The organism is uncultured Cocleimonas sp. (genome assembly GCF_947495625.1).
Taxonomy (GTDB): Bacteria; Pseudomonadota; Gammaproteobacteria; order Thiotrichales; family Thiotrichaceae; genus Cocleimonas.
In genome coordinates, this window is the sequence record NZ_CANLZW010000033.1 from 16427 (window position 1) to 36860 (window position 20434).

Sequence of the window (20434 nt, forward strand, 5' to 3'; positions counted from 1 at the left end):
TATATAAGAACCGTGAAACCATTCAAGTCACTAACAAAAAGCAAAGGCAGGTCGTTACTGTTTATCTTTGTCTTGATCGGAATCACCGCCTTCTACTTTTGCCTGCCTGAGCCGCTGTTTAAGTCGCCTGTATCAAGTATCTTGCTGAGTAAAGAAGGTAAGTTGCTAGGTGCACATATTTCAAAAGATGGGCAGTGGCGTTTTCCTCCGCTAAAACAAATCCCCGATAAATTCAAAGCCAGTCTCGTCGCTTTCGAGGACAAACGTTTCTATAAGCATTTTGGCGTGGACCCTTTAGCCATTGCGCGTGCGCTTAAATTAAACCTGAAGGCGGGTCGCATTGTTAGTGGCGGAAGTACCATTTCGATGCAAGTGATTCGACTTGCCTCACAAAACCCGGAACGTTCACTGACTGAGAAAGCCATCGAAGCATTTCGTGCGCTACGTTTGGAAACTCGTTACAGCAAGGATCAAATCCTGAATTATTATGCAAGCCACGCACCGTTTGGTGGGAATGTGGTTGGTTTAGAAGCGGCATCGTGGCGTTATTTTGGGCGTAATCCGCAACAATTATCCTGGGCTGAAAGTGCGATGTTGGCGGTACTTCCAAATAGTCCTGCACTGATTCATCCCGGTAGAAAGCGTGATACCTTAAAAGCCAAGCGCGATCGTTTATTACTCAAATTACTCCAGCAAGAGAAACTCAGCAAGCTTGATTATCAATTAGCAATTGCCGAACCATTGCCTGAGAAACCCAATTTATTGCCAAGAATGGCACCGCATTTATTAGACACTTTAATTGCTAAAGCGAAGGCAAATTCTACCGAAAATCACAAGCGGTTTAATACCACCATTGATTATGTATTGCAGTCTCAAGTCAATCAAATCGGCAAACACTACGGTCAATTAAACGCGTTAAAGGATATCCATAATCTCGCAATTGTCGTTATCGACAATAACAGCTTTGAAATAAAGGCATATGTTGGCAATGCGCCGCCACTAAAAGAAAAAGCTGAGCATGGTCAGGCGATTGATTTGATCCAACGCCCTAGAAGTACCGGAAGTACGCTCAAGCCGTTTCTGTTTGCAAGCATGATTGAACAGGGTGAGTTGTTGCCTGAAATGCTAGTGGCAGATGCACCGATTCGTTATACAGGATATCGCCCTAAAAACTTCGATCGTAAGTACCGGGGTGCTGTGCGGGCAAAACAGGCATTAGCCAGTTCGCTGAATATACCTGCGGTGAATATGCTGAGTTATCACGGTGTAGAACGCTTTTTAGCAACGCTAAAGAATATGGGCATGAGTACGCTGCATAGACGTTCTCGTGAATACGGTTTGCCGCTGATACTTGGTGGCGCAGAAGGGACGCTTTGGGATTTAACCGGAATGTACGCCAATTTAGCTAATCGGGCTCAGCAAGGTTTAGATTCTGATCATGACTCGGATGCTCAACAAGGAAAAATGTTACAGCCGATTATTCTACAGCAACAAAAAGCGCAAACATCCAAACAAAATCAACTCAGCCCTGCAAGCGCCTGGATGACCTTACAAGCGTTGTTAGAAGTTGGCCGACCGGGAAGTGAAGCGTACTGGAAACGCTTTAACAGTACGCATAAAATAGCCTGGAAAACCGGCACAAGCTTTGGCCATCGTGATGCATGGGCATTGGGTACCACGCCAAAATATACCGTTGGAGTCTGGGTTGGAAATGCCGCCGGAGAAGGACGGCAAGGTATGACCGGAGTGAAGGTCGCTGCCCCAATTTTATTTGATGTCTTTAATCGGCTTTCACTGGATTCAAAATGGTTTAGAAAGCCTATCGAGCAAATGAAATTGGTTTCTATATGCAAAGACGATGGTTTTTTGGCTAATCAAAATTGTGAAGCGAAAGATTATTATATTCCTGCAAGTAGCCATTTCGATCGTGTTTCACCCAATCATCAGCGTATTCATCTGGATAAGTTAACCCAGCTTCGCGTGCATAGCGGTTGTGAATCAGTGGCTGCAATGGAGCATAAAGACTGGTTCGTTTTGCCGCCCGATGAGGCTTATTACTATCAACAATTTCATGCTAATTACAAAGTCATGCCTGAGTGGCGAGAAGATTGCCAAAAAGTGGAAACAGTCGCATCAAAAGACAGTCCGATTTCATTGATTTATCCCAGACGAAACACGCAGATTTATATCCCTAAAGAATTAACGGGAGAGAAAGGTAAAACGGTCTTTCAGGCAATCCACGGAAATCCAGAAGCACAGTTATTCTGGCATCTGGATGATGATTTTCTGGGAACAACACAAACTTATCATGAGCAAGCAATATGGCTGGCGGCTGGCAAACATCGACTTACTTTGGTGGACGAGAAAGGGAATCGTGTTGAACAGAGTTTTCAGGTGCTGAGCCAATAACACTGTTTTTAGAATGAAAAAGAGCTAAAACGTGCGACTGCTTAGTAAGGCCTCATACCCGTAAAGTTACCGGGTGGGTTATAACTACAAACCCATGTTTGTGATTTGTCGTTGCAGACTTTTACGGCACAGCCAACTTCGGTTGTGTTCTTCCAAACGACTTGCGTGTAGTGACCGCATTTTTGTCCAGGTTTACAACTATTGCTTTGGTAATCATACCAGCGCTCTTCATCTGTCCACGCTTTTACGACATCTTTAATGGTCACCCGATTGGTTTCGCGAAATCCATCGCTCCACACTACTGCGCTTGACCAGTATAGATTCTCACCATAAGGAGGTTGCCCGCTTCTATGACGCATTGTACAGCTTGACCCTGAACCTAAATGATTAGCCCATTCTTTTGAATATCTTGCTAGTTTATTTGACCACTTTAGTGGCTTAAGACGATGTTTGGCTCTTACTCTATTATGAGATTTTAGTACTCCTGAAAAAAGCTGAGATTTTGATAAAGGTGGTTTAGCGGGTGGTCGAACTTCAATGATTTGCTGCTCGATTGGATCTTCAGGAGGCAATTCAATATTTTTTGGGTCATGTGTAAATCCCTCTACTAATTCTTCTGTAGGTTCGATAATTTCAAGCGGGGGAGATTCTTTTTGTTCAACAGAACAGGAGATTAGTAATAAGCTACTTATAAAGAAGAGCATGCTTCTTTGAATGGGTTTGATACGTGTACGCATAAGTCAGTGTATAGATATTTTCTTTAATGGCCCCGAAAAACCCGCTAAAAGTAGGGGGGTGACTCTAATTATTGTTATTTCTTAAAGAGTTCGGGGTGCGGCTTAAGTTCGTTATTAAATTTACTTTTTTACTGCTGGCGGCATTTTTTCAATCTCTGCCTCGATCCAGTTTCTTACTTTATCATTGATCTGTTCTGCTGTTAAACCTTCTACGCTAAACGGTTTTCCGATACTCACGGTGATTGTACCGGGCAATTTGATGTAACTATGCCTTGGCCAACATTCTCCGGCATTATGTGCAAGCGGGTAAACAGGATAACCACTGTATTCAGCAAGCAATGCAGCACCCATTCGATAGGCTTTCTTTTGTCCTGGTAAAACACGGGTTCCCTCTGGAAACATGCAAATCCAATTGCCTTCATCAAGACGTTCCTTACCGCGTTTTTTTACTTGCTCGACCGCAGAAGCGCCCGATTTTCTGTCTATTGCAATAGGTTTGGTGGTTATGAGCGCCCAACCAAAAAAAGGTATCCAGGTGAGTTCTTTTTTCAAGACCCACGATGTTGTCGGTAACAGCGTCGGTATTAACATGGTTTCCCACGTTGACTGATGATTTGCGAGAATAATGCCACGATTATTCAGGTCGATATTCTCTTTGCCGATAATGTTGTAATTGACTCCACAGGTTACTTTTAACCACCAGATATTAAAGTGTGTCCATGGCAATACTGTTCGATAGCTGAGTTTTGGCCCTAGCATCAACAAAAGGGGTGAAAATAAACCGTAGAATATTGTGCTGGTGAGTAATCCAATCCAATATAAAGTAGCGCGAATGTAAAGTAGAGGCGTATTCAAAGGATTATGAGTCTTCAACGGTTAGAGAGTCTTCAGCGTTTAGAGAGTCTTCAGCGTTTAGAGAGTCTTTAACAATTAGAGAATCTTCAACGGATAAAGAGTCTTCAACAGATAATGAAACGTTATCTTTCATCAGCTGCAACATGATTTCTAGTGCTTTACCGCGATGACTAACGCTATTTTTTTCGTCTGAATTTAGCTCCGCTGAGCTTTTACCAAAACTAGGTACATAAAAAAGAGGATCGTATCCGAAGCCATTTGCGCCTGATAGCTCCTTTAAAATAGTACCTTCCCAACTCGCATCTGCAATTAATGGAGAAGGGTCTTCAGCATGTCGCATGAAGACGATGCAACAGCGAAAACGCGCCGTGCGCTTCTCATCTGGTACATCTTTCATTTCTTCTAGCAGTTTTTGATTGTTTGCCGCATTACCTTCGCCGGAATAACGCGCGGAGTAAATACCGGGCTGACCGTTCAGTGCGTCAACCTCTATTCCTGAGTCGTCCGCTAAGGCAGGTAAACCTGTTTGTTGTGCTGCATTTCGTGCTTTGATAATTGCGTTTTCAACAAATGTAAGGCCCGTTTCAGGCACCTCTGTTACATCGTAATCAGACTGCGCCACAACTTCGAAACCCGCGCTACCGAGAATTTCAAAGAATTCGCGCAACTTTCCTGCATTTCCGCTGGCAAGTACGACTTTCTGTTTTGGTGCTGTGGCGTCTGTATTCACTATTTTAGTGTTTCATCCTGTATTTCAATGATTTCGTTGATGCCTTTCTCCGCTAAATCAAGCATAGCATTCATTTCATCGCGGCTGTAAGCATGACCTTCAGCAGTACCTTGCACTTCTATGAAGTGTCCTGCGTTGTTCATCACGACATTCATATCTGTTTCTGCGTTAGAGTCTTCCGCATAATCAAGATCGAGTACTGGGTTTCCCTTATAAATACCGACTGAAACCGAAGCAAGTTGCCCCATCAGTGGATCTCTCTTGATTTTCTTAGAGTCTAGTAGAGTTTGCACCGCATCGCACAAAGCAACGTAAGCACCACTGATAGAAGCGGTTCGGGTGCCGCCATCTGCCTGAATAACATCACAATCGACGATGATTTGGCGTTCGCCCAATGCTTCAAGATTAACAATCGCACGTAAAGAACGCCCAATTAATCGCTGAATTTCCATGGTGCGACCACCTTGCTTGCCGCGTGCCGCTTCACGACCCATACGTGAATTAGTCGAGCGTGGCAACATGCCATATTCAGCCGTTACCCAGCCTTGGCCTTTACCGCGTAACCAGGGTGGTGTGCGTTCATCAATCGTCGCCGTACATAACACTTTGGTGTTTCCAAATTCAACTAAAACTGAGCCTTCAGCATGCATGGTGTAATTACGGGTAAATTTAACTTGGCGCATTTCATCGTTGGCGCGACCACTAGGTCTCATAGACGTATCTCTTGAATTTGAAAAACGCAGATTATACGGAGCTTTGTAAAAATTTCATTTAAATACGATTATTTTAAGACTACTGACACAATGCTGTCAGCAGGGCTGTCGTATAGTTTGTTTGTGGGTAGGCAAACACAGAGCAAATACCAGTAGAAGCAAACAAGCTTTTAAATAACGCAATAGACACAAAAGAAAGGAGATAGGAATGAGTAACCCAATGAAACAACACGGTGCATTTAGCTGGAATGAATTAATGACAACAGATGTGGCAGGCGCAAAAGCCTTCTACGGAAAAATGTTCAACTGGCAGATGGAAGACATGGAAATGGATCAACCATATACACTGGCAAAGATTGACGATGAAATGAAAGCAGGCTTAATGCCATTAACTCCAGAATGTGGTGAGATGCCTCCATACTGGGGCGCTTATGTTACAGTTGATGACGTCGAAGTCAGCGCGAAACAGGCCGAAGCACTGGGTGGTAAGATATTATTAGAGCCTAGAGATATTCCTACGGTAGGGCGCATGTGTGTCATTAGTGACCCTCAAGGTGCTACTCTAACTATTATCAGCTATTTTGATCAGGAATAATTGCAATCGTTTTATTAAGTCACCCCCCTACTTTGAGGCACTTTTTTAAAGCGTATCACTTATGACAGAACTGAGATCAGAGTTAAAAACTCAAATGATTCAGATATGCGATAAGAAAATATCGGAAAAAGGGCAATCGGTGGGGGTGTCTTTCTACGCATTTTTTGCGAATAAAAACACTGACCCTGAGAGTTTGATGGAAGTTGCCACCTGATGGATTCAAACGCATCGATTAGATCATTTTGAGAAGGCTCATAAGATTAGGGATATGATAGAAAAGGGCCTGTAAGTAAGGGGGTGACTACCAATAATTAAGGATAAATGGATCTATGAGGCGTGCTGACAGACTCTTTCAAATAGTACAATTTCTTCGTACTCGACGTGTAACGACAGCAGCATGGTTAGCAGAAAGACTAGAGGTATCTGAGCGCACAATTTATCGAGACATCAAAGATTTAATGCTTTCGGGTGTGAAAATTGAAGGTGAAGCGGGCATAGGATATGTCGTCAGGCGCGGATTTGATTTACCGCCACTGATGTTCTCAAAAGAGGAAATTAGTGCTCTAACGTTAGGGGCACGATTAGTAGATAGCTGGGCAGACCCTGAACTAGCGACCGCCGCTCAATCAGTACTGAGCAAAATCGAAACGGTCCTACCCGCTGATTTAAAATCCAGTCTCGATGAAACCAAAATGTTTTCACCCTATATGCGGATTCACCCCAAAGTCGCATCGATGATGACGCAGGTGCGCAAAGCAGCTGATAACCGTTTTAAATTGAGTATGCAATATACGCGTGCTGACGGCACAGCATCGGAAAGAACAATCTGGCCGTTAGGTCTGTTTTTCTGGGGATCAATCTGGACCATTGGTGCGTGGTGTGAATTACGTCAGGAGTTTCGTGTTTTTCGTTTGGATAGAATTCAGGTATTGAAGGTTCTCGCTGACAGTTATCCGCACGAAAAGGGTAAAACTCTGGAAGATATGATTGAACACGAAAAGAAACAATATTGCAGTTAATCTGAATCTCGTTGAAATAGTTGAAAAGCTGGTTATGATTGAAATAACGGTAATTGATTGGTGAGAGCAAATATAAACCAAATCTAAAAAACCGATGGCACAGGTGCTTATAATTTTAAAAATAATCAAACCATCATGAATAAAGCGCATATTATTAAAAGCCTACAGCAGGCTAAACCAGACCATATCGAATGGATCAAACAAGGTTACAAACTGGTTAAAGGTGTGCCTGAAGATCAGGTAAAAAAACCAGTAGATTGTAAAGACTGTGCCTTTGGTAAGTGGTATCAAGAAGAAGGGTTTAAGCTGGTTAATATCCCGCAACTGAGGGATGTTTATGCACTTCATGAAGAGATTCATAAGGCCTATACGTCTTTGTATTACATTACATTCGATCGACGTAAGAAAGCTCGGTCTACCTTAATCACAGCAGATGAGGTTGAAGTGCCAGTCGATGAAACACCATTCCGTATGAAAAAACTTAAAGACTTGGAAAAGAAAACAGTCACCATGATTCGGGCATTGAATACTATCGAGAAGAAAGTCGATGCGATGCAGGAACAAGATTTTGATAATGGCTGGTTGAATTAGTTAATACATCGATAGTTATTTCATGGCTAGTTACTCAATGACTGTGTGAGCAAAGGTCTTAAAATAACCGCGTAAATATAATTCTCATTTTTAAAAGATATTTTTTCCGTTAGAATAGCCAATCTAAATAAGCAAATCCTAATGGAGTTCCAATGAGTTCATCAAACCAGAAAATGCTAGAAGAAGCCCTAGCTTTATACGATGCAGCGAATAGCAAAGATCCAAATATTGAGAAAGAAGACGGGAAAGATATTCCTAAAGAGTTGCTTTACTCAAAACGTATGTTGGATATGCTTTCACGTTTTATTCCAGATGCTGAAGATGTTGCTAAACTTTCCGTTGCGGCACAACACATCGAGCGTTGGAAATCTCCAAGAAGCGACTACCCAATGAACCGCAAGGGTTATCATCTTTGGCGAACCAATCTATATAAATTTCACGCAGAAACTGCTGCAAAATATTTAACAGAAGCAGGCTATGACGAAGAAACAATTGAGCGGGTTAAACTCGCTATAAACAAGAAAAACTTAAAAACAAATCCAGATACACAAGTCGTTGAAGATATTGCGGCATTAACGTTTATCGAACATTACATGACGGCGATGTATGAAAAGTTTACTGAGTATGATGAAGATAAATGGATCGACATTATTATTCGTACCTGGAAAAAAATGTCACCAGCAGCACACGATTTTGCGCTTTCTGGCAGTGTGAAATTACCTGAAGGTTTAGTGCCAGTCATTCAAAAAGCATTAGCAAAAGCTGCCGCTACTTAATTTAAAATACATGATCTGAATATCAGTCTAATAAGATCAAAATATAATAATTACTGAGGTTGTTCTAAATCTCAGCTGAGTGAAGTCTTTTCATATAAAAACCCCCTAAAAGTAGGGGGGTGTCATTTTCAATTTAAACTCATTATCTAAAGTAAGCGTTCTGAGATCACACGATAAGTCTCGGGGCTAGTGATTGTATCGATAAAAGCTCGGGTATCAGGTGTAACAAACCATAGTCCGACAATAGCTAAAATGATGACTGCACTGCTTGTTTTGTCTTTATAGTCAATGAGCTTGAGCGCGGTACCGAAAGATTTTTTGAGTCGATGCCCCATAAAATCAACGCTATACATTTCATCTAATAATAAATGCAAAATAAACCCTGAAAAGATAAAAAACGCAATCAACCAGGAAATAAATGCCGGTCTGGCAAAAAAGTGATAACTGATTGCTGCTGTTGCAAAGGCGAATAGAATAGCGACACCAATAGAATGAATTGCTCCGCGGTGGACAGTCAATTTTTGAAATACGCTCCAGATGGGATAACGAACGATTAAATACACACCTAAACCTGCTCCCCACAGATAGATGATGGGCAGATCATTTTCTGCGGCAAACACCCAGAGAAATGCCGCCACTATGCCTAATAACGAGAACAAAATACGACTAGGGTAGGAATAGTGTAAATCGATATCGGGTAAAATTCCGCCTACCACCCCCATACTTGCAAGCAGTATTGCGTCTTTTGCATCGACTAAACCTACTTGTAAACAGAGCGTCGCGAGCATGCCAGAGCCAACGGCTGCTACTCCTAAATGCGTATTGAAATTTGCCATTTATTATTAGAATCTCTTTTAATGAGCTTAAATATTGAAGGTAGAATCATAGACTAGGCTTAATATAAATCAACGACTTAAATATCAATATGTTGTCGTAGTAGTGATTATTTTATCTAGAAATTTACTAAGGCTTTTTTATTCTTAAGGTGTGCCTAGTTCTTCAATTGCTTTCTACGTTTTCGTTCTTTTCTTCTCATCCCCGCAAGATACAGGGTAGGAATAGCAAACAGTGTGAGTAGGGATGAGAAGCCGACACCCCAAACAATGGAAGTGGCAACAGGCCCCCAGATTAGGGATTGACCGCCTAACCCAACTGCTAATGACATTAATCCGGCAATAGTGGTTAACGTCGTAATCATTATAGGAATTACGCGTCGTCGTGATGCATAGATGGTTGCGTGAACAGCCGACATACCGGTATAAATTCGGTCATTGGCAGCAGATATAAGCACAATCGCCGCATTTACTGCAATCCCGGCTAAAGCAACAACACCGTATAAGGTATATAAACTCAGCGGGTTTTGCGTGACTAATAACCCTAAAATAACACCTGTAAAAGCAAGTGGAACGGTTGCAAGAATAATAAAAGGTTGAAAATAACTTTTGAATTGAGTGCCTAATATCAAATACATCAAACCTATTCCAATCAAAAACAGCTTGGCTATGGAGTTAATACTGTCTTTGATATCATCCAGTTGTCCTGAAAAATCGAGGTCAATACTGGGGAAATCCTTACGATACTTTTCCCAACCATCTAGCATCAATTTATTGGCGGTCACCGTATCTAATTCACATTGACTGTAGTCACGCTCTTCTCCATAAAGTGCGGGACGTAAACGGCAAGCCATAAAGTCTTCTTTTCCTTTGGGCTTATCAATATCTGCCTCTAATGTAATCGCTCTTCTGAAATTGTAATGACGAATATTACCCAAAGATACGCCACGTTCCTGAGTCATTAACTGGTTTAGTGGAATGCTCGAACCACTAGGAGTGGGTATTCTGAATCTTAGTAATTCGCCAATATCATTGCTTTTGGTTGAGTCTGCTTTCACGCGGATTTGTAGTTTTTCACCTTTGTCTTGCATCTCTGCTACGACTTCACCGTCAACGAGCAAACGAACGGTTCTTGTTATATCCATAGGGTTTATACCCGAACGGCGAACCGCATCGTGATTCATCTTCAAGGTGAGTTCCATACGACCACGACTGGCATCATCACTGATGTCTTTTATGCCTTTGATGCCTTCTAAAATTTCACGAAGTTTGTCGCTGGCTTGCTTGATAGTCTGGTAGTCATCGCCTCTAACTTTAACACTGATTGGCTTACTGGAAGGTGGACCGCCCTGAAGTTTTAAGAATGAAATGTTGTTTGCCCCAACGACACTTGTGACGTCTTCTCGCATTTCATTGATAATAGTGTCTACATCGCGTGAGCCTTGATCCATCGGCAACAGGCTTACAACAATCTGTCCGTATTGATCGCCGTACATGGGTTCTGTTTCGGTAAACATAAGACCAGCATAACTAGCGACTGAGCGGGCATCTCTAACAGTATCCGGGTTTTCTTTGATATTTTCTGTAGCGCCTTTAAGGTGTTTTTTAATGGCTGCCTCTACTTTCAACGTGGTACTTAGCGTTTCATCCAAAGGGGTTGATGTTGGCATTTCAACATTTACATAGAAAATTCTTAAGGTATCTGAAGCGAAAAAATCGACTCGAATCATTCCTGCACTAAGGGCACCAATGGCCGTGACAAACGCTAGGAAAATTGTGAGAAGCGTCATTTTCGGCCAACGCAATGCACGGATTAGAATTTTAGAGTATTTGAGCTGAATCCAGTGAATAAAGGATTCACGCCATCGTTGAATTCTTGAGGGTTTAGAAAAGTTAATTCTAGCGCCATGAACGTGAGATGGAAGCATCCAAAAGGCTTCTATCAGGCTAATAATTAAAGCAATGGTGACTACCATCGGTATCACACGCATGAATTTACCCAAAATTCCTGGCAATAACATTAATGGTAGAAAAGCAGCAATCGTGGTTAAAACTGCCGTAGTAACCGGAAGAGCAACTTCTTTCATAGCGCCAGTTGCGGCATCTAGAGAATTCATGCCTCTTTGAAGTCGGTAATAAATTGATTCAACCACAACCACTGCATCATCTACCAGCATTCCTAATACAATCACAACACCTAGCAATACTGTGATATTCAGGGTTTCTCCATTAGCCGCCAATACCCAGAATGTGGCTGCCAATATAAAAGGAATACCAATGGCAGTTAATAGAGCTATTCGAGTGCCTAAAAATAGCCATGCCACAATCAATACCAGTAACAAGCCAATCAGTGCATTACTTTGCATGATGTTAATCGCTTGTTTTGTCGGTAAGGTTTGGTCATCGACCATTTGTAATTGGATGCCGGTGTTTTCTGTAATGCTATTTTGTTCGTCAACCCACTGATTTAACTGGTCAACAAGTTGAATAACGTTAGTGTTATCTTGCTTCATTACTGATAGTAAAACCGCGGGTTTTCCATCGATACTGACTTCTTGAGAGGCTTTTTTACGTGCTCGTTGCACAACGGCAACACGAGAAAGTGGTACCTCACCATTTAAACCAGGAATAGGAAATTGAGCCACTTCAGATGGGTCACTGTTTTTTCCCACTATTCTAACTAGCCAACTTTGTTTGCCGATGCTTGTCGTTCCGGCTGATACGTCTTGAAACCAAAGTTTGAGTGAATCAGCGAGTTTTCCAGGTGTGAGTTGTAACGATTCCAGAGCTTCGGGAATAAAATTAATTTGCAGTTCAGGGTCATCAAGTGCGACAGAATCTACACGATCAACGCCTTTCATTTGTTCTATAGAGTCACTAACAGTCTGGGCACGTTTTCGTAATCGCTCATCATCAGCATCTGAAACTACAGCAACTAGTGCTGCGGGGAATGCATTGCCTGAAGTAATTTCTAATATTTGAGAATCTAGTGCTTCTTCGGGTAATTCGTTTTGTACATTTTGTAATTCACGGCGTAAATCAGCGAGCCTTTTGTCATAACGTCTTTCAGGAATATCTTCGAAGCGGACTAGTATGCTTGAAATATTTTCACGGCTATTACTTGAGACGAAGTTCATGTCTGAGATGCCATTGATAGAATCTTCCAGTACATCTGTTACTCTTTTTTCTACATCTGATGCGGAAGCGCCGGGTAACGCGGTGATGATGGTTATCCAATTAAAATTTATGGTCGGATCTTGTTGGCGAGGCATTTCTTTATAGGACAAGAATCCAATAATCAGCACTAATACAAATGTTAGGTTTGCAAGTACGTGATTTTGGATGAGGCGTGAATACATAAATGTTAGGGATTATTCTTATTAGCTACTGAATACTAATAAGTTGTCCATCACTGACCCTGAATTGATTTTTATTGATGATTGCTGTTTGTTGGGGTAAATCGATATTTGCTGGTTGTCCTTCTATGGCATTTTTTAGCACGATAAACTTTGCTTTTCCGGTACCATCAACGATATCTTCAGCAATCATAATGCCGAGGTTTTGGCCTTTTCTTTGAATAAATTCGGTTGGTATTTGCAAGTTGCCATTGCTCCATTCAATTCTTCCGGATATTCCAGCAGCAAGGTGAGTAGAGTCAGGTAAGATTAAGCGAACTTCCTGGGTTCGGCTTGTCACGTCAACATTTTGAATAATACTTCGAATAGATGTTTTGATTCTTTCTTCGCCAGCAACAAACTCAATCAGATTTGCGCCTTTAACCTCATTGATAGATGTCACTGGTATGTCCGCTTTAACTTCTAATGCCGCATCTTCCATTAATTGAAAAAGAGCAGTGCCGGGTAAAACAAGTTGTCCTTGTTGTACGATTTTTTGGGTGATTTGACCTGAAAAAGGCGCTTTGATTGTACATCGCTCAATAGTCAGTTCTGTGTTCTCTATTGATGCTTTCTTTAGTTCGATATCCGCTAGCGAAGTCTGTTGAGTGGCTTCTGTTCTCTCGAATAGTTCTCGAGGTATTGTACCATTTTTGATTAATCGTTGATTTCGAGCAAGCTGTTTCTTGGCTAAATTCAGTTGGGTTTCCGCGACTTTCAGTGCAGCTTTTGCTTGTTTCTTAACTAAAAGGTAACTTCTACAATCTAATGAAGCGAGTTTTTCCCCTTTTCGAACAAAAGAGCCAGCTTCAGTGTTTATAGAATTTACTCTGCCTGTAATTTCCGCACTCAATGTAGAGTGATTTGTGCTAATAATATTTGCAGGGCCGCTATTTTTGGTAGAAATGAGAACAGAGGAAAGCGGCACAATGCTTACGTTTAATAACTTGTTGTCGCTATATATTTTATAGGGCATTAATATGCAGAGAATTAACAATGCATATTTGGATAAATTCATTTTTATTGTTCGAGCGTTCATATAGGTAGTCTCCAGCATACCTATTGGTATGTCAATTTCACTGGCTATTACTCAATATGAGATGTCTTAACGTATTATCCTAAGGAGGAAACTCTTCCTGGTAAGTTGTCTTTTAAGCTAAACCAAAATAATTTGACATAGAATTTATGATGGGCTCTCTCCATATGAATCCAATAAAACCTGCAAGTGCTAACCATGGTCCAAATGGTATTGGTTGACTCTCTTTCTGGCCTTGTAAAACCATCATTAATATACCAACGATAGCTCCAACTAAAGATGCGGCGAAAATTGTAAAAGGTAACACTTGCCAGCCTGCCCATGCTCCAATAGCAGCTAATATTTTGAAGTCACCATAGCCCATTCCTTCTTTTCCAGTGATTAATTTGAACAAGTGGAAAAGACTCCATAAGGACATATAGCCTATCATTGCGCCCAAGATACTGCTTTTTAGATCTACAAACATTGCTTGAAAATTTACAGCAATTCCTAACCACATTAATGGAATGGTGAGGTTGTCTGGTAGTAACATGGTTTTCGCATCAATCAACGACAGTGTTATTAATGTCCAGGTGAAAATTAATGCAGCAAGTGTTTGCCAACCAAAACCAATTTTCCACGCAACAAAAACTGAAACTGTAGCTGTTGCTAGCTCTACCAGAGGATATTGAATTGAGATGCCTGTTTTACAAGAGGAGCATTTTCCTCTTAAAAATAGATAACTTAGTACCGGTATATTTTCTATAGCAGTAATCATATGCCCACAGTGAGGGCACTGTGATCTTGGTACGAATAAGTTGAATTTTTTGGAAGAGTCATGGTTAGGATCTGAGTGATCCCCGCCAAATAGTTCTTCGCACTCTTCCCTCCAACCTTGCTGTAACATGATTGGAATACGATATATAGCCGCGTTTAAGAAACTACCAACAAGTAGTGAAAACAACCCTACAACCGTGAGGAAGAACATAGTGTTCTCCCTCAATAGTGAAATCAATTCCATTTATTTCCCCTAAGCCCTTTAGATTAATTATTTTAACCTACTGCAGCTCCTAACTTAAAGATCGGTAAGTACATGGCTATAACTAAACCACCGACTAAAACACCAAGAACAGCCATTATCATAGGTTCCATTTGTTTTGATAGTGTATCTACCAAATCATCAACTTGCTCTTCAAAATAATCTGCAACTTTATCTAGCATTTCTTCAAGTCGCCCAGATTCTTCACCTATTTTAGCCATTTGCACTACCATGCTAGGAAATTCCTGTGTAGTTGTCATTGCTACATGAAGTTGCACACCTTTAGAAGTGTCTTCTTTAATTTGCATGGTAGCTTCTTCGTAAACTATATTGCCTGTAGCTCCTGCTACAGCGTCCATCGCTTCAACCATTGGTACACCCGCAGCAAACATCGTTGATAGTGTACGCGAAAATCTTGCAACAGCTGATTTATTGATGATAACTCCCATTAATGGGATTTTTAATGATAGTCTGTCTACAAAACGATGAAACTTTTTGGATCTCCTTCTCGCCTGAGTAAATCCAACAATACTACCTATTGTTATAATGAGGGGTAACCACCAATTAGCCTGCAACCATTCAGATAATCCAATAACCCAAAGTGTAAAGGCAGGTAAATCTGCACCAAAACCTGCAAATATGTCTTTAAAGGTTGGAATAACCCACACAAGCATTATCACCGAAACAACGACCGCTGCAATAATAACAATGACAGGATACATCATCGCTTTTTTAACTTTGGCTTTCATCCTTTCAGTTTTTTCTTTATAGGTGGCTACTTTGTCAATCATATCTTCCAAAGTACCGGCCTGTTCACCTGCTCTTATTAAATTTACAAATAAGCTATCAAAATAGAGTGGGTGATGAGAAAGCGCACCGGCTAAGTCTTCACCACCTTCTATATCTTTAGTAATTTTTTTGATTAATTCACGCATTTTAGGGTTTTCGTGACCATTACTGATAAGTTCTAAAGATTGAACCATCGGGACACCAGCTCGCATCATCGTAGTTAACTGACGTGCAAATTGAGCAATATCGACAGGCTTAATTTTCCCACCTGAAAGTCTATTGCTTTTCTTTTTGATAGACTTTGGGCTAATGCCCTGTCTTCTTAATTCAGCTCTAAGGAAGTTTTCATTCGTTGCTTGATTCTCACCACGAATTTTTACTCCACTTTTATTAATACCTTCCCATACAAAAGTAGGCTGATCTAATTTACTGTTTTTTTTATTTGCTACTGCGGTTGCCATATTAATTTCCTGATATTAATCTTTAGTGACACGTTCTAATTCAGCAAGAGAAGTTACACCTTGTTTTACTTTGTTCAATGCTGATTGCCTTAAATCATTGATTCCTTCTTTTTTAGATTGAATTGCTATTTCTAAGGAATTTGCACCATCCATAATCATAGTTTCCATTACTGAAGAAATAGGCATGACTTGATAGATACCTACACGACCTTTATAGCCATTCGCACATTCGCCGCATCCATTTGGCTCATATATTTCAATGGAGTCTATCTCTTGTTCATCGAACCCAAGCTGAATGAGAGCCTGTTTTGGAACATCTTCAACTAAAACCTTACACTCTTTACATAATCTTCGAGCAAGGCGTTGGGCAACAATTAAATGAACTGAGGATGCAATATTAAATGCAGGAACACCCATATTGATTAAGCGAGTAAGTGTTTCTGGAGCACTATTTGTATGTAGGGTTGATAACAGCAAGTGACCTGTTTGCGCCGCTTTAACAGAAATTTCTGCGGTTTCAAGGTCTCGAATCTCACCAACCATTATTATATCTGGATCTTGACGTAAAAAAGCTCTTAGTGCACTTGCAAAGGTAAGTCCGACTTTATTGTTTACGTTAACCTGATTGATACCAGGTACCTGTATTTCCGCAGGATCCTCTGCAGTCGAGATGTTTCTCTCTGAAGTATTAAGAATATTTAGACCGGCATATAACGTTACTGTTTTACCACTACCTGTAGGCCCTGTTACCAAAATCATTCCATCTGGTTTGCCTAGTGCCGTTAACAGGTCTGTTTTTTGTTTGTCGTCAAAGCCAAGCACGTCGATGCCAAGAGCTGCAGTATCAGAATCAAGAATACGCATTACGATCTTTTCACCGTACAAAGTAGGTAATGTGTTGACACGAAAATCGATATATTTATCTTCACCCATTCTGAAGTGAATGCGACCATCTTGCGGTATACGTCTTTCAGAAGTATTCAGCTGGGCCATGACTTTGATACGCGAAGTCATTTTTCTCGCTAAGGCTTTTGGTGGCATACTTACCACTTGCAACATTCCATCTAAACGGAATCTTACACGTAAAATTTTCTCATAAGGCTCGATGTGTATATCTGAAACCTTCTTTTTAATTGCGTGTGACAAAAGCTCATTTAAGAACTCAGTAACATCTACGCCAGAATCATCTTCTTCCTCTTCTGATTCCAATTCATTGGTTTCTATAACGAGGTCTTGAGCCGCTGTATCAGAAGAAATAGTCATTCCTGAGCTAACGGCAGAATCACTGTATTCAGGATTTAAAAGTTTTTGTAGTTTAGAGTATTCAACAATGACAGGTTCAGGCATTAACTCTGTTGCAAATCTGACATCACTTAAGTGAGAGAGAAAGAAAGGATCAGCTACAGCAATTGTAATAGCTTTACCCATTCTGAATAGCGGATAAAGCTGAGTTTTCCGCATCATTTCTTTTGGGAGCAGGCTTTCGACATCCATAGAAATATCTATAGTGTCAATATCCACTAGACTTAGGCCGAACTCTTTACTGTTATAAACAGCGAGATCATTCTCATCGATTAATTTCCGCTGAGCTAGATGCGTCGTAATAGAAACACCCCTTTCAGTCGAATCAGCTACAGCCTTTTCAGCAACTTCTTGGGTTAGTTTCTTATCAGCGACTAATTTCTTTAGCAGGCTGGGAAGATTTTTGTTTTGAACCGTTGTCATTATTATTTAAGGACTCTGTCTCTATTTATTATTAGATTTATTTAGGAAGACACATTAAGCATTCTAAAGTTACTCAAGAAGATTTGGAAGATTCTCAAGATAATCGGTAGTTTTCTTTTGAGTCATTCTTTCTATTTATATAGAAATTAATTGATAACCTTAGTTAAAATAGAGAATATTTGATATTACAGTTTCCACCTCCATGCTAAAGATTAATCTAATAGTTATTAAAGAGTTTTAAACCATGAAGTCATATATGTGTATTGTTTGCGGTCTTGTTTATGAGGAAGAACAGGGGTGGCCAGAAGATGGAATCGAACCGGGTACAAAGTGGGAAGATGTACCAGAGAGTTGGGAATGTCCAGACTGCGGCGTAGGTAAGTCAGAATTTGAAATGATTGAAATTTAATCTTCAAGGACAACAGCTCTATTATCTCACTTTTCCCCTTCTATGTTATTATTTGAATCAAAATGATAATTAGGGGAAAGAATGATTAAAAAGAAAGAGAGACGCTGCAATACAAAGATCTCTATAACATGTTCCTGTATCACTTCCTCTAAATATTAAACTGGTTTTATTATGAGAATTCTAGGAATAGATCCAGGCTCAAGAATTACAGGTATTGGGATTATTGATAGTGATGGCCGATACAGTCAGCATGTACACAGTACTTGTATTCGTTTAGGCAACGATCCATTTCCTATACGTTTGGGAAAAATATACAAAGAAATCGAATTAATCATAAGAGAATATCAGCCAACCCAAATGGCTATTGAAGATGTTTTCTTATCAAATAATCCTTCTTCTGCATTAAAACTAGGGCAAGCAAGAGGGGCGGCTATTTGTGCAACTGTGATGCAAAATGTTCCAGTTTTTGAATACAGTGCCCGCGAAATTAAACAAGCTGTTGTAGGAAAGGGTAATGCAGATAAATCACAAGTCCAGCACATGGTAAAACTGTTATTAAACCTATCAGGTAAACTACAATCAGATACAGCGGATGGCTTGGCAATAGCGTTAAGCCACGCGCATGTGGGTTCTACTAAAATACGTCTACAGGAAGCACTGTTAAAATGATTGGTTTATTACGTGGCATCATCTTACAAAAACAAGCACCTGAATTATTATTAGATGTGGGTGGTGTCGGATACGAACTGCTTGCCTCTCTTACTACTTTTATTGATCTTCCAGCAATCGATACTGAAGTCACCTTATACACACACCTGATTGTTAGGGAAGATGCACATACCTTATACGCATTCAGCTCAATTGAAGAGCGTGCATTATTCAGGATTCTATTAAAGGTAAATGGCGTAGGGCCTAAAATGGCACTAGCTATTGTTTCTGGAATGACAGCTAACGAATTTTCCCAACGTGTACATGCCAATGATGTTGCAGGTTTAACAAAACTACCAGGAGTCGGTAAAAAAACGGCAGAAAGGCTGATTATAGAGATGAGAGATTGCTTGCCAGAGCCTTCAGGACAATTAGAAGCAGATATTTCTATACCTGCTTCAGCGAGAAATATGGAAGAAGAAGCAACAGAAGCATTGCTCGCTTTAGGTTACAAACCTGCTCAAGCCAGTAAAATGGTCTCAAAATATTCAAGGGAAGGGCTATCAGTAGAAGAACTTATACGAAAAGCTCTTAAGGCCAGCTTATCGTGAGTGATGACCCATTTAACGACTTTGGTAACGATAGAATAATTTCACCAGTGGCAGGATTGGATGATGCCACCAATGATATCGAAGAGAAGATACGCCCCAAATATTTAAAAGACTACGTAGGGCAACCGGTTGTTCGTGAGCAGATGGAGATATTTATCCCTGCAGCCAAAGCACGTGGGGAGGCACTTGATCATGTGCTAATTTTTGGCCCTCCAGGTTTAGGTAAAACCACACTCTCACACATCATTGCAAATGAATTAAACGCTAATTTAAGACAGACCTCAGGTCCGGTTTTAGAAAAAGCGGGTGATTTAGCGGCACTTTTAACCAATCTTGAAGAAAACGACGTGTTATTCGTTGACGAAATTCATCGTTTAAGCCCCGTGATAGAAGAAATCCTATATCCAGCAATGGAAGATTTTCAGCTCGATATTATGATTGGTGAAGGGCCTGCGGCTAGATCAATAAAATTAGACCTTCCTCCATTTACCTTAGTCGGAGCAACAACAAGAGCGGGGTTATTAACGTCTCCGTTAAGAGATCGATTCGGTATTGTCCAGCGCCTCGAATTTTATAATGTTAAAGACTTAACGCATATCGTTAAAAGAGCAGCTGGAATCATTAAGGTAGAAATTGATGATAATGGCGCTGCGGAAATTGCGTGTCGTTCGCGTGGCACGCCTCGTATTGCAAATCGATTACTACGTCGTGTTAGAGATTATGCACAAGTAAAATCGGATGGAAAAATCACAAAAGAAATTTCAGATTTAGCACTGAATATGCTCAATGTAGATAATCTAGGTTTCGATCACATGGATCGACGTGTCTTGCTTGCCATTATGGAAAAATTTGATGGTGGCCCAGTAGGTGTTGAAAGTATTGCGGCTGCGATTGGTGAAGAGCGCGGCACTATAGAAGATGTGATTGAGCCATTCTTAATTCAGCAAGGATTTTTAATGCGTACTCCAAGAGGCCGTGTTGCAACTCGCCATGCTTGGCAGCATTTTGGTTTAAACGCTCCTAAAAGCTCTCAAGAGAGTGGCGATCTACTATAACGACCTTTTGTAACTAAAAGTTAAGTAAA

At 40.6% G+C, this 20434-nt stretch carries 19 protein-coding genes and 1 pseudogene; 10 read left to right on the top strand and 10 right to left on the bottom strand.

The genetic code is table 11. The features are described from left to right. Positions 1-12: 12 nt before the first annotated feature. On the top strand, positions 13-2409 hold the full coding sequence (pbpC, locus tag Q1A31_RS16435; RefSeq protein ID WP_299879253.1) for a penicillin-binding protein 1C: 2397 nt from the start codon (positions 13-15) through the stop codon (positions 2407-2409). Between the two features lie 41 nt (positions 2410-2450). Here the strand turns inward: pbpC and Q1A31_RS16440 are convergent, their stop codons facing one another. From Q1A31_RS16440 to rph, 4 genes are all read right to left on the bottom strand, one after another. Further along, complete coding sequence (locus Q1A31_RS16440) at positions 2451-3146, bottom strand: pathogenesis-related family 1 protein (RefSeq protein ID WP_299879256.1); 696 nt, start codon at positions 3144-3146, stop codon at positions 2451-2453. A 120-nt stretch (positions 3147-3266) separates the two neighbouring features. Next, the gene (locus tag Q1A31_RS16445) at positions 3267-4019 is read right to left on the bottom strand and encodes a 1-acyl-sn-glycerol-3-phosphate acyltransferase (protein WP_299879259.1); all 753 of its coding nucleotides are present in this window, start codon (positions 4017-4019) and stop codon (positions 3267-3269) included. Then, positions 4006-4731, bottom strand: a complete 726-nt coding sequence (rdgB, locus tag Q1A31_RS16450; protein WP_366943040.1) for an RdgB/HAM1 family non-canonical purine NTP pyrophosphatase — start codon at positions 4729-4731, stop codon at positions 4006-4008. Before rdgB ends, Q1A31_RS16445 begins: the two co-directional genes overlap by 14 nt. Next, complete coding sequence (rph, locus tag Q1A31_RS16455) at positions 4731-5444, bottom strand: ribonuclease PH (protein WP_131904603.1); 714 nt, start codon at positions 5442-5444, stop codon at positions 4731-4733. The genes rdgB and rph overlap by 1 nt, the downstream gene beginning before the upstream one ends. 208 nt (positions 5445-5652) lie before the next feature. Between rph and Q1A31_RS16460 the strand changes: the two genes are divergently transcribed. The 5 genes and pseudogenes from Q1A31_RS16460 (at position 5653) to Q1A31_RS16480 (ending at position 8425) form a co-directional block, all read left to right on the top strand. Then, on the top strand, positions 5653-6039 hold the full coding sequence (locus Q1A31_RS16460; protein ID WP_299879262.1) for a VOC family protein: 387 nt from the start codon (positions 5653-5655) through the stop codon (positions 6037-6039). 94 nt (positions 6040-6133) lie between these two features. Beyond that, a pseudogene (locus tag Q1A31_RS16465) lies at positions 6134-6328 on the top strand (DUF6500 family protein). Positions 6329-6368: 40 nt separating this feature from the next. Continuing rightward, the gene (locus Q1A31_RS16470; protein WP_299879265.1) at positions 6369-7058 is read left to right on the top strand and encodes a YafY family protein; all 690 of its coding nucleotides are present in this window, start codon (positions 6369-6371) and stop codon (positions 7056-7058) included. Between the two features lie 135 nt (positions 7059-7193). Further along, on the top strand, positions 7194-7649 hold the full coding sequence (locus Q1A31_RS16475) for a CZB domain-containing protein (RefSeq protein ID WP_299879268.1): 456 nt from the start codon (positions 7194-7196) through the stop codon (positions 7647-7649). Positions 7650-7801: 152 nt separating this feature from the next. After that, on the top strand, positions 7802-8425 hold the full coding sequence (locus Q1A31_RS16480; RefSeq protein WP_299879270.1) for a DUF4202 domain-containing protein: 624 nt from the start codon (positions 7802-7804) through the stop codon (positions 8423-8425). Positions 8426-8571: 146 nt separating this feature from the next. On the opposite strand, the gene Q1A31_RS16485 is transcribed toward Q1A31_RS16480, so the two are convergent. The 6 genes from Q1A31_RS16485 to pilB all read right to left on the bottom strand — a co-directional run bounded on the left by Q1A31_RS16485 (position 8572) and on the right by pilB (position 17682). Beyond that, positions 8572-9261, bottom strand: a complete 690-nt coding sequence (locus Q1A31_RS16485; RefSeq protein ID WP_299879273.1) for a metal-dependent hydrolase — start codon at positions 9259-9261, stop codon at positions 8572-8574. Positions 9262-9416: 155 nt separating this feature from the next. Continuing rightward, positions 9417-12617, bottom strand: coding sequence for an efflux RND transporter permease subunit (locus tag Q1A31_RS16490; RefSeq protein ID WP_299879276.1), 3201 nt, complete (start codon positions 12615-12617; stop codon positions 9417-9419). A 25-nt stretch (positions 12618-12642) separates the two neighbouring features. Further along, on the bottom strand, positions 12643-13692 hold the full coding sequence (locus Q1A31_RS16495; RefSeq protein WP_299879279.1) for an efflux RND transporter periplasmic adaptor subunit: 1050 nt from the start codon (positions 13690-13692) through the stop codon (positions 12643-12645). Positions 13693-13804: 112 nt separating this feature from the next. Continuing rightward, positions 13805-14656: an A24 family peptidase gene (locus tag Q1A31_RS16500; RefSeq protein WP_299879282.1), complete on the bottom strand. Its 852-nt coding sequence runs from the start codon at positions 14654-14656 to the stop codon at positions 13805-13807. A 65-nt stretch (positions 14657-14721) separates the two neighbouring features. After that, the gene (locus tag Q1A31_RS16505) at positions 14722-15957 is read right to left on the bottom strand and encodes a type II secretion system F family protein (protein WP_299879285.1); all 1236 of its coding nucleotides are present in this window, start codon (positions 15955-15957) and stop codon (positions 14722-14724) included. Positions 15958-15972: 15 nt separating this feature from the next. Then, positions 15973-17682 carry a type IV-A pilus assembly ATPase PilB gene (gene pilB, locus Q1A31_RS16510; protein ID WP_299879288.1) on the bottom strand — a complete coding sequence of 570 codons (1710 nt, stop codon included), beginning with the start codon at positions 17680-17682 and terminating at the stop codon, positions 15973-15975. A gap of 244 nt (positions 17683-17926) precedes the next feature. Here pilB and Q1A31_RS16515 point away from each other — a divergent pair, with 244 nt between their 5' ends. From Q1A31_RS16515 to ruvB, 4 genes are all read left to right on the top strand, one after another. After that, positions 17927-18091: a rubredoxin gene (locus Q1A31_RS16515; RefSeq protein ID WP_299879290.1), complete on the top strand. Its 165-nt coding sequence runs from the start codon at positions 17927-17929 to the stop codon at positions 18089-18091. A gap of 171 nt (positions 18092-18262) precedes the next feature. Further along, positions 18263-18760, top strand: a complete 498-nt coding sequence (gene ruvC, locus Q1A31_RS16520; protein WP_299879293.1) for a crossover junction endodeoxyribonuclease RuvC — start codon at positions 18263-18265, stop codon at positions 18758-18760. Next, positions 18757-19350, top strand: a complete 594-nt coding sequence (gene ruvA, locus Q1A31_RS16525; protein ID WP_299879296.1) for a Holliday junction branch migration protein RuvA — start codon at positions 18757-18759, stop codon at positions 19348-19350. The genes ruvC and ruvA overlap by 4 nt, the downstream gene beginning before the upstream one ends. Next, positions 19347-20405 (top strand): Holliday junction branch migration DNA helicase RuvB, encoded by a 1059-nt coding sequence (ruvB, locus tag Q1A31_RS16530; protein ID WP_299879299.1) that lies wholly within the window; start codon positions 19347-19349, stop codon positions 20403-20405. Before ruvA ends, ruvB begins: the two co-directional genes overlap by 4 nt. Positions 20406-20434: the final 29 nt, after the last annotated feature.

What these genes read in the sequence shown, in the direction of transcription:
- Q1A31_RS16440 (WP_299879256.1), bottom strand. Translation starts at nt 3,146, where the DNA reads ATGCGTACACGTATCAAACCCATTCAAAGAAGCATGCTCTTCTTTATA.
- rph (WP_131904603.1), bottom strand. Translation starts at nt 5,444, where the DNA reads ATGAGACCTAGTGGTCGCGCCAACGATGAAATGCGCCAAGTTAAATTT.
- Q1A31_RS16460 (WP_299879262.1), top strand. Translation starts at nt 5,653, where the DNA reads ATGAGTAACCCAATGAAACAACACGGTGCATTTAGCTGGAATGAATTA.
- Q1A31_RS16470 (WP_299879265.1), top strand. Translation starts at nt 6,369, where the DNA reads ATGAGGCGTGCTGACAGACTCTTTCAAATAGTACAATTTCTTCGTACT.
- Q1A31_RS16475 (WP_299879268.1), top strand. Translation starts at nt 7,194, where the DNA reads ATGAATAAAGCGCATATTATTAAAAGCCTACAGCAGGCTAAACCAGAC.
- Q1A31_RS16480 (WP_299879270.1), top strand. Translation starts at nt 7,802, where the DNA reads ATGAGTTCATCAAACCAGAAAATGCTAGAAGAAGCCCTAGCTTTATAC.
- Q1A31_RS16485 (WP_299879273.1), bottom strand. Translation starts at nt 9,261, where the DNA reads ATGGCAAATTTCAATACGCATTTAGGAGTAGCAGCCGTTGGCTCTGGC.
- Q1A31_RS16490 (WP_299879276.1), bottom strand. Translation starts at nt 12,617, where the DNA reads ATGTATTCACGCCTCATCCAAAATCACGTACTTGCAAACCTAACATTT.
- Q1A31_RS16495 (WP_299879279.1), bottom strand. Translation starts at nt 13,692, where the DNA reads ATGAACGCTCGAACAATAAAAATGAATTTATCCAAATATGCATTGTTA.
- Q1A31_RS16500 (WP_299879282.1), bottom strand. Translation starts at nt 14,656, where the DNA reads ATGTTCTTCCTCACGGTTGTAGGGTTGTTTTCACTACTTGTTGGTAGT.
- Q1A31_RS16505 (WP_299879285.1), bottom strand. Translation starts at nt 15,957, where the DNA reads ATGGCAACCGCAGTAGCAAATAAAAAAAACAGTAAATTAGATCAGCCT.
- pilB (WP_299879288.1), bottom strand. Translation starts at nt 17,682, where the DNA reads ATGACAACGGTTCAAAACAAAAATCTTCCCAGCCTGCTAAAGAAATTA.
- Q1A31_RS16515 (WP_299879290.1), top strand. Translation starts at nt 17,927, where the DNA reads ATGAAGTCATATATGTGTATTGTTTGCGGTCTTGTTTATGAGGAAGAA.
- ruvC (WP_299879293.1), top strand. Translation starts at nt 18,263, where the DNA reads ATGAGAATTCTAGGAATAGATCCAGGCTCAAGAATTACAGGTATTGGG.
- ruvA (WP_299879296.1), top strand. Translation starts at nt 18,757, where the DNA reads ATGATTGGTTTATTACGTGGCATCATCTTACAAAAACAAGCACCTGAA.